Below are 22,990 nucleotides of genomic sequence, written 5' to 3' on the forward strand. Positions count from 1 at the left end.
TTCATGATAGTCGCGGACACACTGCTCCTGAATCCAATTGACCCACGCTACAAAGCCGTCGTTGTCGCGGCAAAGTTTTGTCCGTGATTACCTTGTGTTTCTAATGGCGGACTAGTCCGTGATCCACCACGACGCGGAAGTAGGATCGGGTTCAAGTGCCTCTGGTATTCGGCGTCCGTACCGTGTTGTAAAGATTCCAGGTGAATCGGTCTTCGTGAGGTGGCTGTGAAGTTCGACTTTTATTCAGCGGAAATTGACGACAACTTTGACCCCGAGACCAAGCTCCAGAAATTCGAAAGCGTCGAACAAGCTAGGGATGCGCGTAGGCAGCTCGCGCAGCATCTCTCGAACTTAGATTCCGGTCGCAAGCTCGGCCGACGCATCAGCGCATGCGGTTTGGGAAGATGTCGTTCGGCGGCATGTCCGCGCTGCCTCCGTGACTTCCGTCGGTGGTGGGGATCGCAAATTGCGTCCTACATGTCGAGGGACCCCGAAGGCTGGTACACGGTAACCATCACTCCCGCAGACCTGTTCTTCAACATAGGCGAATTAAACCGGTTTCGATGGGACCTCGTCAAAGGTCGCCTGAGAAAGCAGGTCGCACGTAGCGACATCAACAGGGCGCTGATACTTGGCGGCTTCGACTATGCAATCCAGAATTTTACGGACGGCCGCGCTTCAAAGTGGCGTCCCCATATTTACTTGCTTTTGACGCGAACCGGCAAAGAGGAGCGCATCGCCCGCGCACTGCGCGAGCATTATCCTGCCGACGAGGATACAAAGAAGACAGTGGTAGTCCACGAACAAAAGACCGATGATCGCGATCTGATCAGGACAGCAACCTATAGCTTCAAGTCTTACTTCTACGACCGAGAGCCTACCATTGATAGGCGCGGCAATGCCGACACTAAGAAGTCTCCCCTATCCGCGTCTCAGAAAGCAGAACTAGCAGTCCTGTTGGATCGGCAGGGTTTCCTAGGTCGAATGATTCGCTACGGAGACGATCCCTCGCTCCCCCTCCTTAGGACGCGATAATCTGCTGTTTTGCTTGACTTTACTGCTGTTTTTAGACTAACATAATTGTGCGTCTATACCCGACGCTGAAATCCTACTGAGTCTTAAGACCAGTCACACCCAACTTCGCCGCGAGTGACGGCGACGGCAGACTGGTTATGGATTTGACTCTTGGGCAGGTCGCGCCCGACGCTCCCCTCCGACTTTCTACAGCAGCAAAGTTAGCCTTCCCCGACGGCTCAATGACCGCATCAGGATTGCGGCGCGAGGCCAATCGCGGGCGACTGCGGATCGAGTGCATCGCCGGGAAGCACTACACCACGCTCAACGAGATCGAGCGAATGAGGGAGCAATGCCGCATCCCCGCAAAGGCGGCGGCCATGGAAAACCCCTCGACCGACTCGTCCGTATCATCGGGATCGGAGGTCGTCGTTTCGGCACAAGACGCTCTGCGCGCACGTCTGAAACACGCCCGCCTGCAAGCGCAAAGCAAGCCTTAGCGATCAGAGCAATTTGTCATTCGTTCGAGAACATGAATTGGAAAAATGCCAAACATAAGTAAGGGACCCCGTCTCTGGAAACGGCCTGCCGAGCCGGGGCGTCAAGCATTGTGGGTCGTTAAAGACAAGGGTAAGCGCATCTCCACGGGGTGCATTGCCAGATCGTCAGACACTCATCCGCCAGAGGCGGCAGAGCAATTCCTCGCCGAGTACATTGCGGCGAAGTACGCCCCTGAGCGCAAAATGAGGGACGCGGATCACATTTCGCTCGCCGATGTTTTGTTGATCTATCACACGGATCGGCGTGATCAATTTGAGGATAAACTTCAACAGCGTCGCTTCGATGCCTCAATCGGCCGCATCAACGAATACTTCGGAAATCACAAGCTCGGCGCTATGTCGCAGGCTCTGACCGACGGCTATGTCAAACACCGCGGCAGTCCCGGCGGCGCTCGTCGAGACCTTGAGAATCTCAGGGCCGCGATCAATCATCACGCCAGACAAAATCTTCACCGCGCGGTCATCTCGGTGACTCTCCCGCCGAAGGGTCGAGCGCGAGATAGATGGCTGGAGCGGAGTGAGGCTGCTCGATTGCTTTGGGCCGCTTGGAGGCACCGTGAGGAGCAGACCATCCATCGCGGCAAGAACAAAGGCATTAAGATCAAGACTGACAAGCATACTCTTCGTCACCTTGCGCGGTTCATTCTGATCGGGCTGTATACTGGGACCCGAGCCGCCGCAATTGCGGCTGCCTCACCGAGGCGTGAGGAAGGTCGTGCATATGTCGATCTGAATACCGGCATCTATTACAGGCTTGTCCGCGGAAAGCGCGCTACGAACAAGCGGCAGCCACCTGCCCCACTCCCTGATCGCCTCTTGGCTCACATGCGCCGATGGGTAGACAAGAAAATCATCGCGACGTGCTTCGTGGAGTGGAACGGCAAGCCAGTCAAGTCAGTGAAGAACGCGTTTGCTCGGGCTGTTGAGGTCGCCGGGCTCGACCTCGTCGATGGCAATGTGACACCGCACACGCTGCGCCACACCGCAGCAACTTGGCTGATGCAGCGCGGCGTCGATCCATGGGAGGCCGCGGGATTCTTGGGCATGTCGGTGAAGGTTTTGATCGACACTTACGGTCACCATCACCCTAACCACCTACGCGGGGCGGCGGACGCAATTACGAAAAAAGCTCGAACACCTTCTGTTCTAACCGCCCGGTCCGCGGACCGCTCGCGGACCGGTTGACCGTGAACAAACGCGAATTTTCGGAATGAACGTCCTCAAAAAGCGTAGATAAATCATATCCATCAAGCGCAACCAGATCGCTCATAACGGTCTGGTTGCAGGTTCGAGTCCTGCCGGGCCCACTCGCAAAGTCAATAGTTTACGGCTTGCGGGCCAAGTGCCTCTCCAGGTCAACCACTGTTTCGACCACCGATACGTTCTGCTTGCGGTCCTTTGACGTAATCGCGGCCGCGGCCTCGCGCATGTAATCCGGATGATGATGGCCATATGTGTCGAGCAGTACCTTGACCGACATTCCGAGAAAACCTGAGGCCCGCCAGGGGTCGGCGCGCCTCTGCATGAGCCACGTCGCTGCCGTGTGGCGCAGCGTGTGCGGCGAGATATTCCCCTCCCTCAGCGACAGCCCTGACAGCCGCACCGCGGTCGCAAATCCAGTTTTGACGGATTTGACCGGCTGGCCGTTCCATTCGACGAAGTGCGAACGCACTGCGCCGCGCCGCGTCCAGCGCCGCATGTGCGCCAAAAGCCGTCCTGGTATCGGTACTGGAGGCTTCCGCTTGTTAGTCGCTCGCTTGCCCTCCGCGAGGCGATAGAAGATCCCCCGATCGAGATCGACGAATGACCGGCCTCCGTCGCGCTCAGGCGAAGCCGACGCGATGGCCCCAGCGCGCGTACCAGTGTACAACCCGATCAGCAAGAAACGGGCGATATGGCGCAGCGGCCGCCGGCTCGGAGAATTCCTCCATGCGGCGACTGGCCAACTGCGAGCAAGGAAGTCGTTGCCGGGATGGAGACCTGCTCGGCCCAACGCCGGATGCGGTCAACCTACCTTGCTCATGACGTTGACCAGATCGGCATCGGCAGGCGCATCGGCAGGAACCAGGGTCGGAGAGGTCGCACGTTGTGGCCGCACGGACTGAGCCGTGGCGACAACGCTCGAGCGGCCGACGATGATGTGGGCGGTGATGACAGCCGGAACGCCGAGCCCGAACGCAATGTGGACCGTGCTGATCCAGGGCCGAAGCGCTTCGGATCCGACGTAGTAGAGCCCGAACGCCGTCGCGATGAGCAGACCATACATCGCGAGGCTGACGATACCGGTCGCTCGATTCTTCCCGGCACGCCACGCGCGCTGGACGTGCACGGGACCGAGCGCCCCAAGCAGCATCAGCGTCACCATTGCAGTTCCGCCATGCATGCTCAGCAGGAATGCGGCGGCCTGCTGCCACATCTCGCTGTCCAGCTCCGTGCGGGTCTTCATCTGATCGGCATAGATCCACAGCGCCCCGCTGGCGAACAAGAGTCCGAGAATTCCGTAGAGGGCGAACCGAAACAAGCCTTTAAGCCGCATGCTGGTGAACTCCTTGCCAGTCCGGTGTCGTATGAATGGCGCCGTTCGCCGCAATCAACATCGCGCTCGCCTGGAAGCGCGCCAGTGGCGCCGCAGCCTGTTGGCCAGCCACCATCACGACCTTGGTGAGGGCGTCGGCAACCATGCAGGTTGGCGCGCTCACGGTGGCGCCGTGGGCCACCCCTGTGGGCAGCCGGGTCGAAGGCGTGACGACCGCTGTATCCATTGTTTCCATCGATCGAAACGGGTCGAAGCGGCGCGCCGACGACGCGAGCGCCCCATTGCTTACTTCGACCTGGCACAAAAGCCTGTCTGGGAAACGCGGGTCGCGAATGTGGACGATGCGAGCATCGGGCCCGAAGGCGGCGAGGTCCCCACCTGCATTGACCATTGCGGAGCGCACGCCGCGGCTCTGCAACGCCGCGATCGCGCGGTCCACGGCGAACCCCTTGGCGATGCCGCCGAGATCGATCTTGACGGCGGAATCGCGGAAACGGACGCGGTCGTCGGCGAGCAACTCGATCGCAGTCGACTGCGGGACATCCGCTTGCGCCGTCGAGCCCACAGACGGCCTTCCCGCGCCGGCGACGGCAACGTCGAAGGCGCCGTCGGAGTGATGGGTCACATCGAGCGCCATCTTCAGCACGGCGTAGGTCCAGGAATGCACCTTCACGACGCCGCTCGATGCCGCGCGGTTCAGCCGCGACACGTCGCTGTCGGGATCGTGGAAACTCATCAGCCGATGCACGTCGGTCACCACGGAGAACGCAGCTTCAACGGCATTTTCCGCATCGCAGCGGTGTGCATCCGTGACGTCGATCTCGACGAATGTCCCGAGCAGAGCCCGTGCTCGTCGAAGGCTAGCGGAAGTGGCTGGCATGATACGACAGCACCTTCTTAACGCCCTCGGTCAAGTGGGTCGAGGACAGCGTGGCGCCCGAGATGTTGCGAATGTCGGAGTTGATGCGAAGCTCGTTCTGACTGCTCTTGCCGACGAACTGACCGAGCCAGCTGGCATCGTGCACCTCGCCGCCATAGGATTCGCGATAGTTCAGAATGTCGACGCGACGCACCCGCCCGTCGGGTCCGACGGCAACCGTGTAGTCGATCAGGAGGTGCTTGCCGACGACGTGATCGTAGTAGAAGTAGCCGCCATTGCTCGCCTTCCATACCCTGCCCGGCTGGACTTCGGAAAAGCTGGCTCCCGGAAAAGCGGCCTTCTGCGCCTCTTCGACGCTCATGTACTGAATGGCATGGGCCGGTGCGGCGATCGACATGACGGCCACTGCGGGCGCCGTCCATTTCAACCAATCGCTCATCTCGTCCACCTCAACTTTGTTTCCATGGTACGCCCTCCCTCGCCGAACGCATTTTCGTCTTCTCAGGGCATCAATCGCTGTCAACCTCTCCTGCGAAGCCGTCTAAACGGCAGCAGCGACGCTCCGAACCATCCAGTTCAGTGCGACAATGAACCCGAGCGATCGATCACACTTTGCCTCGGCAACAGCCCTACCCGTTCGCGGGTCTGCCTCCGTCCTTGCGACGTTCGCAACCAAGCGCGCTGCAAATGGCTCCGAATGTCAGTCGAGAGAGTAGTGTTTCGATTGCGGCGAATTGCCACGTCGATGTTGGCGATTTGCCGGAGCGGCTGAGGAATAACAATGTTGCTGCAGATCGCCACGTCGCGGGGACCGCGCTCGTGCAGCTTGCGGCACGCGAGCCTGACATTTCAAAGTCATGCAAAGACGTTTGCAGCCGTTTAGACCGATTCAAAATGCGTAATTCCTTCTTCGAACCGGACCTGGAAAGCGCGTCGCGTTTGGCAGGCGATCGTCCTTCGCGGCGGTAAGGCAGCCGCGCAAGAGCATCGCTGCGCACAAACGAAGGTCGGCGCCGCAGATGTGGCGCCGACCTCGTGAACGACATGGCAGAAGACCGCTGCCGCAACTACCGCGGCATCTGGTTCATTGCCTCCCATGGATTGCCGCCATAGGGCGAGGGCACGACCTTGATCTTCGCCATCATGCCTCCGTCCTCATGTTCGAGAATATGGCAGTGATAGACGAACTCGCCGACCTGTGAGAACGGGATATCAACCACCACGGGCTTCGACGTGCACTGCCCGTTCCGCCACTGCTCGATGCTGCAGACCCCGCTCTGGGATTCCATTACTTCCGGGACGTTCGGAGTCGCGACGCCGAGCGGGACGTTGTCCTGCAGCATGCCCCCGCCGATGCTCCTGTTCAGCGATACTGATAGTGGCGTGTTCTCCCCCGCCTTGCTGTTGACGGTCCGGAAGCGCGTCTGGTGAATGTGGAAGTTGTGATTTTCCGTCGACAGCTGCACCAGCTCCCAGGTCTCGTGGACGGGGCGCTGTCCCGGCGCGAGCGGTAGGCAGACGATGTTCTGCGACGGGTCGAACTGGCTCACCGGAAGCTGGGTGCCGGGCACCGGGTTGCCGTTCTGATCGACCTCCTCATAGCCGAGACCGAAGGTGCCGTCGTCGGTCAGGTCGGCGATGCCGAAGAAGATCCGGCGGCGATGTCCCGCCGGCAGCGGACGGCAGCCGGCACGCAGCGGCGCAGCGTTCGCATACGGCACCTTGGCATCGAGGATGCCTGATGGCTGCATGGTCGCCAAGGCGTCGCCCCTGATGTCCATGGCGTAGGCGATGTGGTTGCGCCAACCGCGCTGGTGGAAGTGCACCTTGGCGAGATCGACCGCCGGCCACTGATCGCCGCTGCCCATCGTCAGTCCGGCCATCTTGAAGGTCGCGGAGGCAGACCGCCCGAGGCTGGCGATCGCACCCGTCGCGGGATCGCGATAGGTGACGAACACTTCGGTGCGCGAGCTCGGCATCATGACCATCTGGGTGACGCAGACCGGCTTCGAATGGAAGCCCGACGTCGGCGACGGCGGACAGGGAACGACCCTGAAGCGGGCGCCGCCGAGACGAACCATGGTGTCCATCGTCGTATCCTGCGGCAGGTTCACGCTCACGCCGTCGACCGAGATCAGCTGCATGACCATCGGCTTCTGCGTCTCGTCATCGGTCAGCTGAAGATTGTAGGACAGGCTGCCGGACGCATTGGTAAGCCGCCAGATCTCGCCATCGGGATCGGTGACCTTGATCTTCGGGAACGTCTGGCCGTTGACCGTGAAGAACCATTTGCCGCCGGAGAAGTTGGAGCCGCCATCGGCCGACAGATCGACGCCCGGGCACGACCCTTCACGCACTTCGGAGCTGTCTGCCGGAAACTGGGCGCAGAAGCCCGGATCCTGCTGGTTGATCACCTCGCCCGGCTGGACGTCCACCGGACCGCTGTCGAACTGCACCGGGCCGCCGGGCGCGACCTGAAGATCCTTCAGGATCAGATGGCGCACGCTCGCGTCCGGAAACGGCGAATGCCTGGCATCGCCATGCGCGTAGTCCGAGACCTCGCCGACCGAGATGATGCCGGCCAGCCCCTGCGAGACCTGGTTGAGCGAAATGCCATGGATGTGCGGGTGAAACCAGAACTGGCCCGACGGGTGGTTGCGCGGGATCTCGATCCGGAAGTCCGCGGAGTCCATCTTGTTGGAGCCGTGCTGATGGGTCGTCTGCGGCACCGGCATGCCGTTGGCCGAGTTGAAGACCTGAACGAAGACGTAGTCCCCGAAGGTCTGGTCGGTCAGCGTCGGCGCGCGCGGCTCGACGATCAGCCCATGGGTATGCAGGTTGGTCGGGTTGCGAAACAAATTGGCCTGACCGGGATCGGTGTTGTGATTCACCTTGGCCGGGTCGAGCTGCGGCAGCTGGTTCACCAGCCTGATCTTCAGCGTATCCCCCTTCTGCAGGGCAAGTCGCACGCCACCGTAGTCCGCCACCGCGGCGCCGGCCGGACATTTGTCGCCTGAGGCGGGCCGCCGACAGATCTCGTAGACCCAGCCGGTCGGGTTCATCGGCGAGCCCCCAGGGGGCGCATAGGTGATCGTCGAGATCGGCTTGGGGCGTGCGATCATCAGCAGATCGAGCACGCCGTGCCAGCTCCTGAACACCGTCGGCTCGGCCAGATCATGGGCCTGCGCCGCAGAACCCGCAACGGTCAAACCGGCCAACATCGCGGCCGCCGATGTCAGTAATCGCAGAGTTGGCTTGCGCACACGCCCAACTAACATGCCTGATCCCCATCTGGCTCGAGATACACCGGTAGGAACGATCACCGTTCCCGGGATGCGGAATTCGAATGAGCAGTCCGAACTCATCAGCCGATCTGCCGCATCGTCCCCCTCTGCCTTCGTCGCTACGTCGGGTGGCTCCTTTGTGACGTTTTCTTTCGCTTTGTGAGAATTGCCGACCGGCGTTTAAGAATCGATCTAACTACACATCCAGCCGGCTGCGTTGTGCGCGTGGCGGACAGCAGCGACACAAAAACGACAACCAGCTCTCGTAGCTCGCCATGAAGCTCATGAGATCGTGTCGGATGCGAACGCTGCCGGACATGTTTGTGAGTGCCCCGCTCCGAGGAGACCGAACGATGCTGCTTGCTGTTGTTCTCGCATGGGCCTGCAACGTGACCGGCATGGCCTGTGGAGCACCGACCACCGAGATCATCCAGAAGGCCTATGAGCAGGAGGCGCCGTCATCCGGAGTCCGCCACGACAAGGGCCTCAAGATCGTCGAGGCGACCTGCGACAAGGGCGACGAGGGCGGCCGTTTCCTGTGCCAGGTCTCGTTCGTGTCGGAGGACGATCCCGACAAGCGCCTGTATTTCGACATCGTCTCCGCGGCTCTCACGGACAGGGGATGGGTGCTGACGAGCGGATTGTGCAAGCGCTGAGCGCCACCGACCGACAGCCGCATCGGCTTCGATCGGGGCATGCCGGTGCGGCCGTCCGGCGTCCACCGTCGCGCCTCGATCCAGATCGGATCCATCCTCACAATTGGCGGCGTCCCGAACGTTGGCGTTGATGCATCCGAAGTAGCCTGGACTCAGGCGACAGAAAGGGCGGCCCTGCTTGAGCCAGCGGAGGCGCCGTGGGGGTTGACGGCATCTGCGCAGAGCTTTCGTTAGCTGAATTTGTCGGCTGGGCCGGCGTCGGCAGCAGCGTGAGAACGGTGACGTCTTCGCCCCGTTGCAGCGTGACCGATCTCGCCTCGACGAGACGCAGCGTCCAACCCCGATAGTCTGCGCCGGTTCTGATCCGCAACGGCGTCTTGCTGCTCGTATCGACGAACACGGCAAGGCCGCGGTCCCCGTTCACGACGGTGCCGACGAGCGCGAGCTGCGGCCGTTCCGGAACGGACGGCTCCTGCACCACCGGAGCGGCCACGACGGCCGGCGGCGGGACATCGGTCGGCGGAGGGCGGCGAGACGGCGAGAACAGCGGGCGTTCGCGCGTTGCCGACAGCTGCTCGAGCGGAATGCCCCACAATGGGTTGCCGGTGCGCGACGGCGGTCGCTGCGCGATGGACGAGGCTTGCGCCGATCCGCTCGGCTGTTCGGCGGAGACCGCTTCCGAGACGTCCAGGCCGGTCGAATGAGCGATGCCGAACGCCGACCCCACCGCCAGAACGCTGCAACAGCCGATCATGCAAAGCTTGGCGAGACTGCTCATTGCGGGCCCTGCCACTGTCCAGAGACCGTGATCAGCACGCGCAGTTTTCCGCTGGATGCCGCCGCGGGGGCGTGCCCCTCGACGACCAGCTCGTCGACGAACAGACAGGGCATGCCGGCCTCCAGATCGTAGAGGATCGGCTGCAGGTCGGACTGACCGGCCTCGAAGTTCGCGCTCCCGCTGATATGACCGTCCTTGGCACGGGGGCCCTGCACATCGAGCTGCGACGACGACACGCTGCCGCCATGACGCGTCACCACGTCGCCGAGGCGCTGCAGCAGCGCTGCTCCTGCTACGGTCACGGTCGGTCCTTCGAGAAAGGCCGATCCCGTCATGCCGGCATCGCCGTTGCTGTCCTGACGCGCGGCCGCCATGCTGTGGGCGTCCAGCAGGTGGAGTGTATCGGCGAGCGAGGTCACTTCGCTGCGCTGATCGATCATGCTCTTGATCGACAGCACCGTGACCGAGATCAGCACGATCAGCAGTCCCGCATAGGCGACCGCGGCGATCGAGGGCGATGCGGAATTATCCGTGACGAGCTTTGCGACGCTCATGTGCCAAGTCCAAAATGGGGCTTGATGCCAGCTTCGATATGGAACCGTTCTCCGGGATCCTCAGCCGAACGCGTGGTCGGCGCGAAGAAGGTCGCACGCGTGAAGTGCGCCGACTGCTCGATCAATTTGACCAGCGCCGGCGCGTCCTGGGTCATGCCGACGATTTGCATCCTGTCCTTCTCGATCCGCAACTCGGTCACGTAGGTGTTGTCCGGTAGGATCCGGGACAGCGCCTCCAGCAGCACGACCGCTGCGGGAGTCTCCTGCTTGCGTCGCATCAGGCTACGCAGCGCGGCACTGTCGGCCCCTTGCAGATCGAGGCGCAGCGCTGCGCGCCGATCCGAGATCTTCTGCGCGAGCTGGCGTTGCTGCTCGTCCAGATGTCCTCCCAGCAGGCTCGTTGTCGCGAACGACAGCGCCGCCGCGAGGGCGGCGACCATCAGGAGCGCGGTGAGGACGCGACTGATACGGCCGACGTCGAACGCTCCCTCCAAGCGCTGCTCGGTCAGCCTCGTTTCGCTGAACGCAATGAGCCGGTCGTCACGCGGCGTCGGCGCCGTCTCGGGCGCAGCAAACAGGACGATCGATCCGGCACGCCAGGACTCGGCAAGGCGAATGAGCGGATCCAGCTTCGCTCTTGGTGCTGCGATCACCATGGTCCGGATGCGCTCACCCGATATCTCTACTGGCGCAGTCCTGCCGAACACGGCCTCTTCGGCCGACCACGGCGTCAGCCGATCGAGCTGCGAGCGTATCATGGCATCGAGAAACTCGACGGCCCGCTTGGGCAGATCGAGCGGCCGCCACAGGAAGCGGTCCGATCTCAGCGCCACTTCGATCCGGCTGCCGCGCAGGACTGTCTTCCAGCTCTCGGGAAGTGCGGGAAAGGCCTCGTGGCCGTCCGGCAGACGAACGCGACAATCCGGCGGGACCGGTCGCCGAGGCCGCGCGACCATCCGCATGATGAAGACGTTCCGTTCGGTCTCGATCAGCCGAATCCCCGGCCTGATATTGAGCCGGCCGATCGCGGCGACGATGGTTTCGGCGACGGAGCCGATCCAGGCCGCCAGTTCGTGGCGCACTCTCGTCGACATCGTCATCTCGGCGCCCTCCCCGCTTGTTTGAGCATCCCCGGAGCATCGACGTCATCGCGCCACGACAGCACCCGGTAAGGATCGTCACCATCGCCCAGCAGGATGACCGCCTCCGTTGCGGCCCGGCGACCGCCGTCAAAGCCGATCGTGATCCACACGCGGACGGCATCGGCGACCTCCAGCGTCGCTGCGGCGCGTGCGGGACCGAGCGCCGCGTTGAGCGACCTGACGTCTCGACGCAGGCCGGCTCGCTGCTCGAGGAAGCTCTTCAGCTGATCCGGCGTCATTCCGGGAAGCGCGGCCACCACTTCGGGGGCGGCCTCCAGCGGGTCGACCTCCCTGCGGCCGCTGAAGACGGTCACGAAGGGCATCGCCTTGTCGACCAGCGCCGGCGGCAGGTTGAGCACCAGCCGAAGCTCCTCGACATTGGCGAACGGCGCGGTGCGCGGCATGTAGTCCGCACCGGCTGTGCGGTAGAGATCGCGCTCTGTGTCCGCGCCGGTCTCGGCCGGCGGCGTTCGCCAGCCGACGATCCGCTCGGCATATTCGCCGGCCCTGTCAGCGCGCGCGCCGAGACCCTCTAACAAGGCGGCCAGCATCTGCTTGGAGGCATGATTGAGATCGATGCGAGCTGCTTCCGACCGAAACGCGACCGAGACCTGCGCATGATCGAGCCGGAACGAAAAGGCCCCGGCAGCGGGGCGCTGCGGCTTCGGCAACGCCAACAATTTGTAGGCCGCAAGCTCCAGGCCGGCGGGGACCAGCGCGGCGGATCGCAGGCGCGCATCGTCGAGCGACAGCCGCTGGGCGGTGCTGACGAGATAGACGGACAGGGCTCCCGCGAGTCCTGCGAGCGAGACAAGGAGCCAGAGCACCGCCACGAGGACGAAGCCACCTTCCCGATCATCGGGATCAGACTCTCGCGGATGGCTGTCTCGGCACATGATCATTGCTTCGATGCCGCGGAGGCACGCCCGACCGTCGCATCGGCGGAAAGCGCCTGCCTGTCGCAATTGGTGTCCGCGGGCCGGCAGACGCTGTCGGCCGGCGCCGAGACACGAATGACCGCGATCCGCGACAGCGATGGCGCGCTCCCGCGGCTTCCGTCATGCACCGTCACCCGCACGGCTGCCGGCAGCTTCTCTGCATTGCGCCACGACGGACTCCAGATCCGGTCGGACCCCGCATAGGCGAACGACACCCGGTACGGCGCCTGCAGCAGCACGACCGGATCGGCGAACTCCCAGGCGGACACACTGCCAGGTGCGAAGGCCGCGCGAGTCCGCGTCAACGCCACGTCGTCGCCACCGCCGCTTTCGGCGATGCGGATCACATCGAGACCCCGGCCCCGCTGCGGTCCGAGCGCCGTTCGGACGAGCGTGATCGACGTCTCCGATCCGTCGAACAGAACGGACTTGGCCTGTCCATCGGGCCTCATGAACTCGGCGGCCGCGATATCGGCGGCAATGCGGTCGAGCGCCACGCTCACCGATTCGCTGCGCTGGATGCGATGCAGACCGCGATTCCAGTTCGGCAGCCATTGCGCCGTGATCGCGAACAGCGCGGAGACCAGCAGCCCCATCACCACCATTGCGACGAGGGCTTCGACCAGCGTGAAGCCTGCTCGACGATCGTTGACCCGTGTCGTCATCACTCGGCCCGCCTCCGGAACAGCCGGACGGTTTCCAGCTCCATGGTCGCGCCCGATGGCGATCGCACCTGGAGCATGATCTTCTGCGGGATCCAGGCGGATGCGCCGCCCGGCGCGCCGATATCGACGGGGAAGGGCTCCGCCTGCGCGCGCCAGAGATGTGCCGTCGCCTCCCCCGACTGCGTCGGAGATGCCGGCGGCAGGCGCGACGGAAAGGCCAGCCACAGCGCGTCGTAGGCGGCCTGCACCAGCGCGACGTGCTGCTCCAGCTTCCTGCTGCCGCGCGCCGAGGACCCCATGAGCGCACCGATGGCGACGAGCGACACCGCCACGATCGCAAGCGTGACGAGCGTCTCTATCAGCGTGAATCCTGCTGTCGCCCTATCGCTTCGACAGACCAGCGTTTGAGACAACTTCGATCCTTCCTGTCAGCCAAGTGACGCGAATTTGGTAGCCGGCGTCGAGATGGGTGAGCGTGATGACGCCGCCGCACGACCTGCCCCATCCGAAGAAGCTGATGGTCTCGAAGGCGGGCCGCTCGTCGCAACTGCGCGGCAGCACCGTCTCGAACCGCACGTCCGCAGGTAAGCGGACGACCTGCCCGTTCGCGCCCGAGCGGAGCGACCGCGCCTGCGCATCGATGCGAGTCGTGACCTCGAGGCCCCGCCTGATCGCGGCATTGCGATCGGCCTTCAACAGCGCAGCAGCCTCGACCGCATAGGCTTCGAGTTGCGGCCGCGAGGTCTGTCGCGATACGGCGGGGACCACGACGGACGCCAGCAGCGCGACGATCGCGAGCACGCACACCACCTCGATCAGAGTGAAGCCGGCCTCGCAGCCGTCGCGGCCCCCCATTGCTATTTGGCACCGATCGTCATCGACGAGGAGATGTCAGCGGCGAGATCCACGCCACCCTCCTGCCCGTCCGATCCGTACGACACGATCTCGTAGGGCACATGCTGCCCGGGCGAGCGGTAGACGTAAGCGTGGCTCCAGGGATCGCTCGGGACGTTTCCTCCCTTGAGATACGGTCCCGCCCAGCCTGGGATGGTCGAGGCGGGCCGGACCAGCGCGGTCAGGCCTTCCGACGAGGTCGGATAGCGGCCGGTGTCGAGATAGAACAGATCGAGCGCGCTGGAAAAACTCTGAATTTGAATCCGGGCCGTCTTGACCCGGGATTCGTTCAGGGAGGACAGCACACGCGGTCCGATCAGACCCATGATCATTCCGATGATGGCAATGACGACCAGCATCTCGACGAGCGTGAAGCCGCTCTGAGGGTCGTCGCGCGCGGTGCGTCTCCGCCGCGCGGTGCCGCTGATCCCTGCCTGTTTCATGCGATGGTCCATCTTGTGCTACCCGACGAGTTGCGTCACCGACAGGAGTGCGGTCATCACCGAGACGATGAGGCCGCCAACGACGGTGCTGATGAGAATGATCGCGGCCGGACCGACGATGCCCACGATGCGATCGAGGCCGCGCTGCAGCTTCGCCTCGTAGAACTCAGCGATGCGGCCGGCGAGGACCGGCAGTTGTCCGGTCTCTTCGCCGATCCGGATCATCCGCGTGGCCATGGCCGGCAGAATGTTCGTCGCGGCCAGCGCTTCCGACAGCTTGCCGCCGTGACGAACACGGTCAGCGGCGGCGTTCCACGCTGCACCGCTGCCGGTGACCGACATGATGTCGACCAGGATGCGCAGCGTCGCCGTCAATGTCAGCCCGCTGCCAAGCAGGATCGCGAGATTGCGGCAGAACACGCTCGTGCGATACGACCGGAACACGGTCGCAAGACCCGGAAGTCGGCAGAGCCGCGCAATCACCGCAGCCCGTACGCCGGCGCGGCTGAAAGCGAGCAGACCTGCAGCGATCAGCGCGCTTGCCGATAGCGCCATCGCCGTGCCGTTGCCGCGCACAAAATCGGAGATGTCCAGAAACGTGTTGATGGTGGCATCGGTCCTGGCGCCGAAGTCGCGCAGCACGGCCGAAAACTGCGGCAGCACGACGATGAAGAAGAACAGCATCACCAGACACGCGGCGATCAGCACGAAACACGGATACTGCATCGCGTCACTGAGCTTGCGACGCATGGCTTCCGCGCGCGCCCGCTCGGCGCCGAGCACGTCGAGCACGTGATCGAGGGTGCCCGAGACCTCGCCGACCCGCACCAGCGCGACATACATCGCAGGAAACTGCACAGCATGATGCGACAGCGCATCGGCGAAACTTTCTCCCGCCAGCACGCTGGATCGCAACCGGCCGATGATCGGACGCAGCCGCCCGATATCGGCGTCGCCGGCCAGCAGTTCGAGCGACTCCTCGAGCCGTGCCCCGGCTTTCAACAACAGCGCCAGATCGCGCGTGAAGGTCGTGACATCGCCGTGGGTCGGACCGCCGAGCAGCGCAAGTATGTCGCGCGCGACGAAGCTCGCGGTCCTTTCCTCGATCGTCTCGATCGGCAACAGCCGCAGATACTCGATCCGGTCAATCACCTCCTTGGCCGTCGCAGCCGAGATCGTGCCGCGCACCACGTCGCCGTTCTCGGTCAGTGCGCGATAGCGGAACTTGCTCACCGGCTCACCGCAACGTTGTAACGCGCAGGATTTCCGCGACCGACGTGGCGCCGGCCCGGCACTTTTCGAGGCCATCGTCGAGCATCGTGGTCATGCCGTTCAGAATGGCGCTGCGGTCGATCACGGCCGCATCGGCCGTGCCCTGGATCAGCGATCGGATCTCCGGAGTCAGCTCCAGGACCTCGAAGATGCCGAGCCGGCCCCGATAGCCGGTACCGCCGCAGCTCTCACAGCCCGCCGGCTCATAGACCGTCTCGCCGACGTCGAAGCCCACCGCGGCGTAGCGCGGGTCCGCGCAGAGATCGGCGGCGCTCAGCATCCTTTTCGACCTGCAGCGCTCGCACAGCCGGCGCACCAGCCGCTGCGCGATCACCGCGCGGAGCGTCGATCGCAACAGAAAATCTTCGACGCCGAGATCGAGCAACCGCGGCACCGCCGCCGCAGCGTTTTCGGTGTGCAGCGTGGTCAGCACGAGATGGCCGGTCAGCGCCGCATGGACCGCGACATGGGCGGTCTCGTCGTCGCGCACCTCGCCGACCATGATGACATCCGGGTCCTGCCTCACGAAGGACCGCAAGGCAGAGGCGAAGGTCAACCCGATCGATGGCTTGACCTGCGACTGGTTGATGCCGGGAATCTCGTACTCGACCGGATCCTCGATCGTGAGGATCTTCCGCGTCGGCTCGTTGAGGATCGACAGCGCGGTCGCGAGCGTCGTGGTCTTGCCGCTGCCGGTCGGCCCGCAGATCACGATCATGCCATGCGGCAGCGCCAGCAGGCGGCGGAGCGATCGATCGTCGTGCGGGGCAAAGCCGAGCTTCTCGATGGCGAGCAGGCCCCGGTCCTTCGGGAGCAGCCGGATCACCGCCGACTCGCCATGCTGCGTCGGCATCACGGCAACGCGCACGTCGAGCTCGAAGCGGCCGGCGCGGAGCCGCGCAGCGCCATCCTGAGGCAGGCGCCGTTCGGCGATATTCAGCCCGGCGACGATCTTGATGCGCGAGATGACGGCTTGCGGCAGCACGCCCGACGGCTCAGGGACCGGCTTCAACAGGCCGTCCACGCGCATCCGGACCGACAACCCGCTCCGCATCGCTTCGACGTGAATGTCGCTGGCGCGCAGCTCGACCGCCTGCTCGAACAGATCGTTGACGGCGCGCACCACCGGCGCTCCGGTGGCGAGGTCGCGCAAACCCTCGATGTCGTCGTCGCGCAGCTGCGGCTCAGCCGTTTCGTTGCGCGCCGGTACCTCGTCCTCGCCGGCGAGCCGGTTCAGCGCGGTGGCAACATCCTCGGCGGAGGCGACCACCAGTTCGACCGCCGTGCCGAACACCAGCTCCGCGGCGCGTGCAGCCGCGGTGTCGCGGGGATCGGCCACCGCAAGGCATGGTCCGTGCCCGGCGGATTGGAACGGGAAGACCATCGTCTCCCGCAGGAAGCGCCGCGAAAAGTGCTCGGCCAGCGGCTTGGACGCCAGCAGATCCGGCAGCGCGATCCGAGGCAATCCGAGCTGTCGCGCGATGTCGTCGGCGGATTCGGGAATTGCGGCATCGGTCGCCGCCGTTGATCTCATCCCCGCGCTTTCGCGCGCCGCGCCGACCGATCGAGCGGCGAGACCGTCCGCCCCTCCGCCACCCTGCAGATCGTCAGCAAATCGGAGAAGAGGAGTCGAGCTCATGGCGCGTCCCGTGATGGATCGTTGTCGATCACCTCATTGCCGAGGGCCGGATCGTTGAACGGTTCGTTGTCGATGTCAAAGATGACACTTCTGCGATGACCTGATTAGAAGAACTACAAACCTGAATCCGATGCGGCCGCACCAACCCTGGTCGTCTGTGTCTGCCGCCATTCGAGCGCGAGGCGCTGACCGTCGACGATCTGATCAGGTGACATCTTGAGTGCGACCGCATCGCGAATTCGCAGATAAGGTTCGCGCAGGGGAACGGGCGCGGCAGCCGCTGCCAGGCTCAGCCATTTGTAGGCCAGCACATGGTCCCGGCACACGCCATGCCCCTTGTCGTAGTTCAGGCCCAAATGATGCTGCGCCGTGGGATCGCCGCGTTCGGCGGCTCCGGCATAGAGCTCGACCGCGGCCTCGTAGGACTGCGGAACACCGAACCCGTTGTCGTACATGTAGCCCAGCGCGGTCATGGCCCGCGGATGTCCGCGCTGCGCCATCGGCGCCAGCAACGCCGCCGCCCTGACATAGTCGCCATGCGCGAGCGCGGCCCATCCGTCTCCCTTCGGCCGCGCGCCGGACGGAGCGGTGCTCAAGGCAAGCGCCAGAATGGCGAAGGCGGCCGTCGCTTGCCGCGTCATCGATTGCTCCGCGGCGCCTGGAGCGCACTCGTCGACACCGGCCTGATCGTGCCGCGCAGCTTGGAGCGCAGCTCCTCGGCGACGTAATGGGCGTCGGTCCCGTCGCGGATGATCTGGGGGCGAATGAAGATGATCAGCTCGGTCCGCCCGCGGCTGCGGTCGTTGTTGCTGAACAGGTCGCCGAGACCCGGGATCTGGTCGATCCCCGGAATGCCACTGCGGCTGCCCTGATGGGTCTCGCTGATGAGACCGGCCAGCAGCACGGTCTGGCCGCTGGCGACTGCGACCGAACTCTTCACCTTGCGCTGCGCAACCGTCGGCGTGAGGCTGTTGGCGGTCTGCGGCGAGACGTTGCTGATCTCCTGCTCGATCTCCAGCCGGACGTTGCCGTTCTCGTTGACCCGCGGAGCGACCCGCAGGATGATACCGGTGTTGCGGTAATCGATCGTGTTGACGACCGTGTTGTTTGTCGTGAGCACCGTCGCGCTGCCGGTCGACACCGGCACCTGATCGCCGACCTGCAAAGTCGCCGCCTGGTTGTCGATCACCACCAGCGATGGGTTGGACAGCACCTTGACGTCGGTGACCGTATGCAACGCACTCAGGATCGCGCTCGGCTGGGATTCCGAGCCGACCAGGAAATTGAACCCGGGGAAAGCGCGGCTGAGAAAGGCGTTGGTGATCGTTCCCGCGGCCGAGGCAACCGTTGCCGGCGCCGATGTCGAGGTGGTGTTGAGCGCTGACCCCTGGTCGGGCTTCAGGCCGAGATTCTTGCTGGTGAGATAGGCCTGCACGCCGTAGTTCAGCGAATCGTTGAGCGTGACTTCGGCGATCGTCGCGTCGATTGCGACCTGCAGCTGCGGACGATCGCACTGACGCAGGGTGGCTTCGATCAGCCGATAGTTTTCCCTGTCCGCATAGATGAGAAGCGTGTTGTTGACGACGTCGGGCGTGATCCGCACGCCCTCCATGAGCGGCTTGCCGCCCGCGCCCGTTGCGCGCGATTCCGATCCCGCATCGAGGCCAGCCTGGGTCGGTGGCGGCGTCCCGCCGAAGCCGCGGTTGGCGACAAGGCCGGCGTTGCCCTGCTGCTGGCTCGCGAAGCCGCCCGACTGTGCCGTCGTGCCGGCGGCCGAGAGCCGCTCGCTGCTCGAGCTCGACGATGCTCCCGACCCGGGAGCGAGGTCAGTCGACGATCCCTCGGCCGCGCTGCCCGCGTTTCCGGTGAACATGTCGTTCAGCACCCGCGCCATCTGGCGCGCCTCGCCATACTTGACACGGTAGACATGGACGCTGTTGCGCAGCGTGTTGCCGGCATCCAGCCGCTTGATCCAGGTCTCCGCCGTATGCAGCAGCGCCGGCTTGCGGCTGATGATCATGACGGCGTTCATCCGGCTGACAGTCTGGAACTTGACCATGTTCTGGCCGAGCCCGCTGTCGCCTGTGTCCATGATCTTCTCGAGCTCGGCGACGATCGGCTCGGGATTGCCATTGACGATCGGAAAGATCCCGACCGACTGTCCGCGCATCCAGTCCGCATCGAAGCTCAGCGCGGCATCGATCGCGGTGCGGCGCTCGGCGCCGGTCCCCTGGATCAGCAGCAGGTTGCGGCCCGGGTCGGCGCGCACCGTGCCCGGCTTGAGCGCAAAGCTGTCGAGCAGCTTCAGCAGTGTCGGGGCGGAGACATATTGCAGCGGCAGCACGGAGATGCCGTAGCCAGGCTCTGCCGAGCCTCCGGCGGGATCGACGTTGCCGGCGCCGACCGCGTCGCCAAGCGGAATCAGCCGGTATCCGGAGTTGTCGCGAACCAGCGCCGTCCCCGAGAGCCGGAGCGCGTTCTCGAGCACATAGGCAACGTCCGATTTCGGGACCGGGCGCACCGAGGACAGGCTGACCGTTCCCTGGATCCTTGGATCGATGGTGTAGCCGACGCCGAGGACGTCGCCGAGCACGACCTTGGCCACCGTCGCGATCGGCGTATTCTCGAAGTTCAGCTCGAACCCGTTGCCAACCGGCTGCGAATGCGCCGCCACCTGCTGGATCGGAAGCGAGCCCGCGGCCGGCGCTTCCGCTCGCGCGTCCCTGGCATCCCGTGCATCGTCGTTGCCGGCATAGATCTCGGCACGGGCGCGCCGCGCCGCCGGCGACTGCTCCGGCATGGCCTGCCTGGGATAGCGCGGCGAAAGGTCGATCCGGCCGACCTTGTCAAGCACGTCATCGCCGCGGCTATCGCTGCCGAGCGTCGCCGGGTTGCAGCCCGCCAACGCGATCGACACCATGACCAGCGTTGCGAGCGTGCGGCATCGCAGCCAACCTGCGCTCAAATCAGCAATCTCAACCACTCGCCCGCCCACCCGATCTGCCGAGTCCGTTCTTCGTTTCGAGGCACACCCGGGCGGAGAGCGGTCGCTTTCCGCCCCGGTGCTCCAACCTGTGTCTTGCGAGGAGACGCCGCTGCCGTCAGGCCACGGCCCCTGCTCGCGTCGGTCGGCTACCAGAGCCAGCCGACGCCGGCGAGAACCCGATCGGACATCGCCCCCGCCGCGCTGTGATCGATCACCTTGGTGTAGTTCAGCTTGTAGACAAGGCTCGGATTGGGAAACACGGCAATGCCGACATCGTGGAACGTCATGTCACCGCTGCCCGTGATGTTGTTCAGGCCGTTGGTGAGATCGGAGCCGAGCATGCCCGACGTCTGGAAGTTCTGTCGGGTATAGCGGTAGAACGGCACGATATCGTAGTCGTTCGGCGCCCTGAAGTGGTAGGCGATCTCGCCGGAATAGCCCCACATGTTCTTGCCGACGTTGTTGTCGTCGACGAGATCATTGTTGGCGCGGAGGTTCTCCGGATTGGAGAAGTTTACATGGGCATATTCAGCCCGCAGCTCCAGCCCGGTGTTCGGAACGCGATAGCGAGCCTCGGTATTGAAGATCGTCATCGCGTTCTTGCCGAGCGGAACCTCGCTGCCGTCCGGCAGCGTCGCATAGGCGCCCCGCGGCGTGACGTTCGGCGAATAATAGATCGCCGAGCTTCCGGCAAAGCCGGGGAGGAACGATGGCGTGTAGCTCAGCCGGAGCGTATAGGCGAGCTGGTTGCTCAGCTGCCGATAGTCGCCGATCGGCGCTCGCGACAGCGCGAGCGCTTCCGAGCCGCTGATGCCGCCTTCATAGCCGCCCGGATTGATGTGGCCATTGTCGCCGCGATGATCGAATCCGTCGCCGAAGTCCTCCGCGCTCTGGCTGACCTGGAACTGGTAGTTCAAGCCATCGATGATCTTGCCATGAAATCCTGCCGATGGCGCATACCAGGTCGTCGGGATCAGGCCGTTGGCGAGCTCCGGCCGATGCACGCTGTAGAACAGCGTCGGCTCGTGATACAGGTTGGTGAAGGAGATCGGGATCAGGTCGATACCCGGCGAGCGCAGGGTGAAGTGGTCGTTGAACTTGATGTCGAAGAAGGCCTGCTCGACCTCGACCGCACCGTGGAGCTTGTCGTCATTGTCGAACGCGATGCCGCCATGCTCCCATTCCAGCTCCGCGTTGAAGGTGATGGAGTCATTGACCTGATAGGTCGGCAGCAAGACCAGGCGGGCCATGTCGAAGCCGTTCTGCCACTGACCGTTAGCTGCGGGATTTTGCACCGAGCCGAACTTGATCTCGCCGTACATGCCGATCTTCATGCCGGGGACCGGCGACGGCGCGGCACCGAACAGGTCTCTGCTGGGCTGCGGCGCAGGCGCTTTCAGATCGGCTGCTGGGAGAAATCGCGGCTTGGAATCCGAATCGGCGAACGCTGCCGCGAGCCGTGATGCCGGGGACGACGATGGTGCGGCATCAGCCGCCTTCGATCCACTGGCCTTGACGTCCTTCGGGTCGGCGAGCGCCATGGCATTGCCGACCGGCAACCTGGATGCAGCCTGCGCGTTGTCGGATGCCTTCGCGCCGCCGGCACGCGCGTCCTTGGCGCCGATCAGAGGCATCGGATCGGACGGGCGGCGGGATGCAAGTGATGCGGACTGCCCGACGCTGGTCGTCTTCTTTGCCTTGGCGTCCTTGAGCTCGACTTGAAGGCTGTTGATGCGCTGCTCCATGGACTCGAGCTTCGCCATCAGCGCTTTGACGGCCGCCCCGTCCGTGGACCGCGCCGAGCCGGCGTCGGCCGCCTGGGCTGCTGCCGCGCTCAACGCCAATGTCGATACGGCGGCAAGCAGAGATGGCAGGAGTCGGTCGCGGCCGCGAAGCGGGCCGCCGCCTTTGCCAATACTCAAAGCGCCGTCGTGTGAAGACGCGGAGCAATCTGCGCGCCTTCCGCTGCAGCTAATCAAGACCATCAGTCAAACCTCCCCATGATGATGCGCGGACGTGCATCCCCTTCGCCCGCGCCGCCGTGAGCACAGAATTCGTGCGCGACTGCGAGCCATTCGCGCTAGAAGCCCGCGATGTCGATACTTGGGCTCGTCGGGGATGCTCGCGTGTCAGCACTTGGGCGGCGCTCGTTGCGCGGCAGAGGCGCGGCTGGGCCTACCAATCGCTCGGACCCTGCCGAGATCTGGCTAAGTGTTTTCAGTCATTGATAATTGCTGCTGGGTTCATGTCCGGCGTGCGAAGCGCCGAGTAGCGCAGCGTAGAGCTGCATTCATGCCTTTGCATCGCGAAGTAATAAGCGATGTCACACTTCGTCAGCGACGGCCCTACTCCGAAAGAAATTGCGTTGGCGCGATGGCGCAGCTCGGACGAAGCGATGGAATCCGACGAAAAACCGCAAGTGATCGCGACTGAGATTGCGGCAAGACGCCGCATGCTTCTCTCATGGAGATGCCGCATCTACGCACGCGAATACCAGCCGTTTCCGATCAAGGCAGTCAAACCGGAAAGACGCTCGGCTTCTTTAAAGGGATTCTAAACCGGTTACGCGAACCGACAGCGGCGGTTCTCGAAATGATAACAAATCAGTTGGCGCAATTTTCAGGACCGACGACACGCCCGGACTAGCTCCCATCATTACGCCGCATTGCGTGACGCTACTATTCGCCAGTTAGTGCGGTCTATCTGACGTTGGCTTCAGTATTCCCTCGAATGCCGTCGACGAAAGACG

The 22,990-nt window shown here is 63.9% G+C and carries 22 protein-coding genes, 1 tRNA gene and 1 pseudogene; 5 read left to right on the plus strand and 19 right to left on the minus strand.

Annotated features, from left to right (window positions below; genetic code table 11):
• Positions 1 to 225 precede the first annotated feature (225 nt).
• The 4 genes from QW868_RS30180 (at position 226) to QW868_RS30195 (ending at position 2,881) form a co-directional block, all read left to right on the plus strand.
• On the plus strand, positions 226 to 1,035 hold the full coding sequence (locus tag QW868_RS30180) for a hypothetical protein (protein WP_316232259.1): 810 nt from the start codon (positions 226 to 228) through the stop codon (positions 1,033 to 1,035).
• A gap of 221 nt (positions 1,036 to 1,256) precedes the next feature.
• Positions 1,257 to 1,514: a hypothetical protein gene (locus QW868_RS30185; RefSeq protein ID WP_316232260.1), complete on the plus strand. Its 258-nt coding sequence runs from the start codon at positions 1,257 to 1,259 to the stop codon at positions 1,512 to 1,514.
• 45 nt (positions 1,515 to 1,559) lie between these two features.
• A complete protein-coding gene (locus tag QW868_RS30190; protein ID WP_410051338.1) occupies positions 1,560 to 2,759 on the plus strand; it encodes a site-specific integrase in 1,200 nt (399 codons plus the stop codon).
• 44 nt (positions 2,760 to 2,803) lie between these two features.
• Positions 2,804 to 2,881 (plus strand) — tRNA-Met (locus QW868_RS30195).
• A gap of 17 nt (positions 2,882 to 2,898) precedes the next feature.
• Here the strand turns inward: QW868_RS30195 and QW868_RS30200 are convergent.
• The 5 genes and pseudogenes from QW868_RS30200 to QW868_RS30220 form a co-directional block, all read right to left on the minus strand.
• Positions 2,899 to 3,486: pseudogene (locus QW868_RS30200) on the minus strand (tyrosine-type recombinase/integrase); the annotation flags it as partial.
• 93 nt (positions 3,487 to 3,579) lie between these two features.
• Complete coding sequence (locus QW868_RS30205) at positions 3,580 to 4,110, minus strand: hypothetical protein (protein WP_315775888.1); 531 nt, start codon at positions 4,108 to 4,110, stop codon at positions 3,580 to 3,582.
• Complete coding sequence (locus QW868_RS30210; protein WP_316232262.1) at positions 4,100 to 4,990, minus strand: FAD:protein FMN transferase; 891 nt, start codon at positions 4,988 to 4,990, stop codon at positions 4,100 to 4,102. Before QW868_RS30210 ends, QW868_RS30205 begins: the two co-directional genes overlap by 11 nt.
• Positions 4,971 to 5,429 carry an FMN-binding protein gene (locus tag QW868_RS30215; protein ID WP_315715594.1) on the minus strand — a complete coding sequence of 153 codons (459 nt, stop codon included), beginning with the start codon at positions 5,427 to 5,429 and terminating at the stop codon, positions 4,971 to 4,973. The genes QW868_RS30210 and QW868_RS30215 overlap by 20 nt, the downstream gene beginning before the upstream one ends.
• 628 nt (positions 5,430 to 6,057) lie before the next feature.
• Entirely contained in the window at positions 6,058 to 8,052 is a 1,995-nt protein-coding gene (locus QW868_RS30220) for a multicopper oxidase domain-containing protein (RefSeq protein ID WP_316232276.1), read from the minus strand.
• Positions 8,053 to 8,627: 575 nt separating this feature from the next.
• Between QW868_RS30220 and QW868_RS30225 the strand changes: the two genes are divergently transcribed.
• On the plus strand, positions 8,628 to 8,930 hold the full coding sequence (locus tag QW868_RS30225) for a hypothetical protein (protein WP_316232263.1): 303 nt from the start codon (positions 8,628 to 8,630) through the stop codon (positions 8,928 to 8,930).
• A 97-nt stretch (positions 8,931 to 9,027) separates the two neighbouring features.
• Here the strand turns inward: QW868_RS30225 and QW868_RS30230 are convergent, their stop codons facing one another.
• The 14 genes from QW868_RS30230 to QW868_RS30295 all read right to left on the minus strand — a co-directional run bounded on the left by QW868_RS30230 (position 9,028) and on the right by QW868_RS30295 (position 22,695).
• Positions 9,028 to 9,708 carry a hypothetical protein gene (locus QW868_RS30230; protein ID WP_316232264.1) on the minus strand — a complete coding sequence of 227 codons (681 nt, stop codon included), beginning with the start codon at positions 9,706 to 9,708 and terminating at the stop codon, positions 9,028 to 9,030.
• Complete coding sequence (gene gspM, locus QW868_RS30235; RefSeq protein ID WP_315738695.1) at positions 9,705 to 10,262, minus strand: type II secretion system protein GspM; 558 nt, start codon at positions 10,260 to 10,262, stop codon at positions 9,705 to 9,707. The genes QW868_RS30230 and gspM overlap by 4 nt, the downstream gene beginning before the upstream one ends.
• Positions 10,259 to 11,356 (minus strand): PilN domain-containing protein, encoded by a 1,098-nt coding sequence (locus QW868_RS30240; protein WP_315771942.1) that lies wholly within the window; start codon positions 11,354 to 11,356, stop codon positions 10,259 to 10,261. The genes gspM and QW868_RS30240 overlap by 4 nt, the downstream gene beginning before the upstream one ends.
• Positions 11,357 to 11,358: 2 nt before the next feature.
• Positions 11,359 to 12,300, minus strand: a complete 942-nt coding sequence (locus QW868_RS30245) for a type II secretion system protein GspK (RefSeq protein WP_315771940.1) — start codon at positions 12,298 to 12,300, stop codon at positions 11,359 to 11,361.
• Between the two features lie 2 nt (positions 12,301 to 12,302).
• The gene (locus tag QW868_RS30250) at positions 12,303 to 13,007 is read right to left on the minus strand and encodes a prepilin-type N-terminal cleavage/methylation domain-containing protein (protein WP_316232265.1); all 705 of its coding nucleotides are present in this window, start codon (positions 13,005 to 13,007) and stop codon (positions 12,303 to 12,305) included.
• Positions 13,007 to 13,420, minus strand: coding sequence for a type II secretion system protein (locus tag QW868_RS30255; RefSeq protein ID WP_315813765.1), 414 nt, complete (start codon positions 13,418 to 13,420; stop codon positions 13,007 to 13,009). Before QW868_RS30255 ends, QW868_RS30250 begins: the two co-directional genes overlap by 1 nt.
• A complete protein-coding gene (locus QW868_RS30260) occupies positions 13,389 to 13,862 on the minus strand; it encodes a prepilin-type N-terminal cleavage/methylation domain-containing protein (protein WP_315771935.1) in 474 nt (157 codons plus the stop codon). Before QW868_RS30260 ends, QW868_RS30255 begins: the two co-directional genes overlap by 32 nt.
• A 2-nt stretch (positions 13,863 to 13,864) precedes the next feature.
• Positions 13,865 to 14,344 (minus strand): type II secretion system major pseudopilin GspG, encoded by a 480-nt coding sequence (gene gspG, locus QW868_RS30265; protein WP_316232266.1) that lies wholly within the window; start codon positions 14,342 to 14,344, stop codon positions 13,865 to 13,867.
• An 18-nt stretch (positions 14,345 to 14,362) separates the two neighbouring features.
• Positions 14,363 to 15,577, minus strand: coding sequence for a type II secretion system F family protein (locus QW868_RS30270; RefSeq protein ID WP_316232267.1), 1,215 nt, complete (start codon positions 15,575 to 15,577; stop codon positions 14,363 to 14,365).
• Between the two features lie 4 nt (positions 15,578 to 15,581).
• Positions 15,582 to 17,255, minus strand: a complete 1,674-nt coding sequence (locus QW868_RS30275) for a GspE/PulE family protein (protein WP_316232268.1) — start codon at positions 17,253 to 17,255, stop codon at positions 15,582 to 15,584.
• Between the two features lie 113 nt (positions 17,256 to 17,368).
• Positions 17,369 to 17,896 (minus strand): tetratricopeptide repeat protein, encoded by a 528-nt coding sequence (locus QW868_RS30280; RefSeq protein ID WP_316232269.1) that lies wholly within the window; start codon positions 17,894 to 17,896, stop codon positions 17,369 to 17,371.
• Positions 17,893 to 20,250 (minus strand): type II secretion system secretin GspD, encoded by a 2,358-nt coding sequence (gspD, locus tag QW868_RS30285; RefSeq protein WP_316232270.1) that lies wholly within the window; start codon positions 20,248 to 20,250, stop codon positions 17,893 to 17,895. Before gspD ends, QW868_RS30280 begins: the two co-directional genes overlap by 4 nt.
• A gap of 137 nt (positions 20,251 to 20,387) precedes the next feature.
• Positions 20,388 to 22,226 (minus strand): porin, encoded by a 1,839-nt coding sequence (locus tag QW868_RS30290; RefSeq protein WP_316232271.1) that lies wholly within the window; start codon positions 22,224 to 22,226, stop codon positions 20,388 to 20,390.
• A 232-nt stretch (positions 22,227 to 22,458) separates the two neighbouring features.
• Positions 22,459 to 22,695, minus strand: a complete 237-nt coding sequence (locus QW868_RS30295; RefSeq protein WP_315775874.1) for a hypothetical protein — start codon at positions 22,693 to 22,695, stop codon at positions 22,459 to 22,461.
• Positions 22,696 to 22,990 lie beyond the last annotated feature (295 nt).

Origin of the sequence: Bradyrhizobium sp. SZCCHNR1051 (genome assembly GCF_032489615.1) — a bacterium.
In the GTDB taxonomy this organism is placed as follows: Bacteria; Pseudomonadota; Alphaproteobacteria; order Rhizobiales; family Xanthobacteraceae; genus Bradyrhizobium.

Coding starts and splice junctions, on each gene's coding strand:
- QW868_RS30185 (WP_316232260.1), top strand. CDS start 1,257: ATGACCGCATCAGGATTGCGGCGCGAGGCCAATCGCGGGCGACTGCGG.
- QW868_RS30190 (WP_410051338.1), top strand. CDS start 1,560: ATGCCAAACATAAGTAAGGGACCCCGTCTCTGGAAACGGCCTGCCGAG.
- QW868_RS30205 (WP_315775888.1), bottom strand. CDS start 4,110: ATGCGGCTTAAAGGCTTGTTTCGGTTCGCCCTCTACGGAATTCTCGGA.
- QW868_RS30210 (WP_316232262.1), bottom strand. CDS start 4,990: ATGCCAGCCACTTCCGCTAGCCTTCGACGAGCACGGGCTCTGCTCGGG.
- QW868_RS30215 (WP_315715594.1), bottom strand. CDS start 5,429: ATGAGCGATTGGTTGAAATGGACGGCGCCCGCAGTGGCCGTCATGTCG.
- QW868_RS30220 (WP_316232276.1), bottom strand. CDS start 8,052: ATGAACCCGACCGGCTGGGTCTACGAGATCTGTCGGCGGCCCGCCTCA.
- QW868_RS30225 (WP_316232263.1), top strand. CDS start 8,628: ATGCTGCTTGCTGTTGTTCTCGCATGGGCCTGCAACGTGACCGGCATG.
- QW868_RS30230 (WP_316232264.1), bottom strand. CDS start 9,708: ATGAGCAGTCTCGCCAAGCTTTGCATGATCGGCTGTTGCAGCGTTCTG.
- gspM (WP_315738695.1), bottom strand. CDS start 10,262: ATGAGCGTCGCAAAGCTCGTCACGGATAATTCCGCATCGCCCTCGATC.
- QW868_RS30240 (WP_315771942.1), bottom strand. CDS start 11,356: ATGTCGACGAGAGTGCGCCACGAACTGGCGGCCTGGATCGGCTCCGTC.
- QW868_RS30245 (WP_315771940.1), bottom strand. CDS start 12,300: ATGTGCCGAGACAGCCATCCGCGAGAGTCTGATCCCGATGATCGGGAA.
- QW868_RS30250 (WP_316232265.1), bottom strand. CDS start 13,007: ATGACGACACGGGTCAACGATCGTCGAGCAGGCTTCACGCTGGTCGAA.
- QW868_RS30260 (WP_315771935.1), bottom strand. CDS start 13,862: ATGGGGGGCCGCGACGGCTGCGAGGCCGGCTTCACTCTGATCGAGGTG.
- gspG (WP_316232266.1), bottom strand. CDS start 14,344: ATGAAACAGGCAGGGATCAGCGGCACCGCGCGGCGGAGACGCACCGCG.
- QW868_RS30275 (WP_316232268.1), bottom strand. CDS start 17,255: ATGAGCTCGACTCCTCTTCTCCGATTTGCTGACGATCTGCAGGGTGGC.
- QW868_RS30280 (WP_316232269.1), bottom strand. CDS start 17,896: ATGACGCGGCAAGCGACGGCCGCCTTCGCCATTCTGGCGCTTGCCTTG.
- QW868_RS30290 (WP_316232271.1), bottom strand. CDS start 22,226: ATGGTCTTGATTAGCTGCAGCGGAAGGCGCGCAGATTGCTCCGCGTCT.
- QW868_RS30295 (WP_315775874.1), bottom strand. CDS start 22,695: ATGCGGCGTCTTGCCGCAATCTCAGTCGCGATCACTTGCGGTTTTTCG.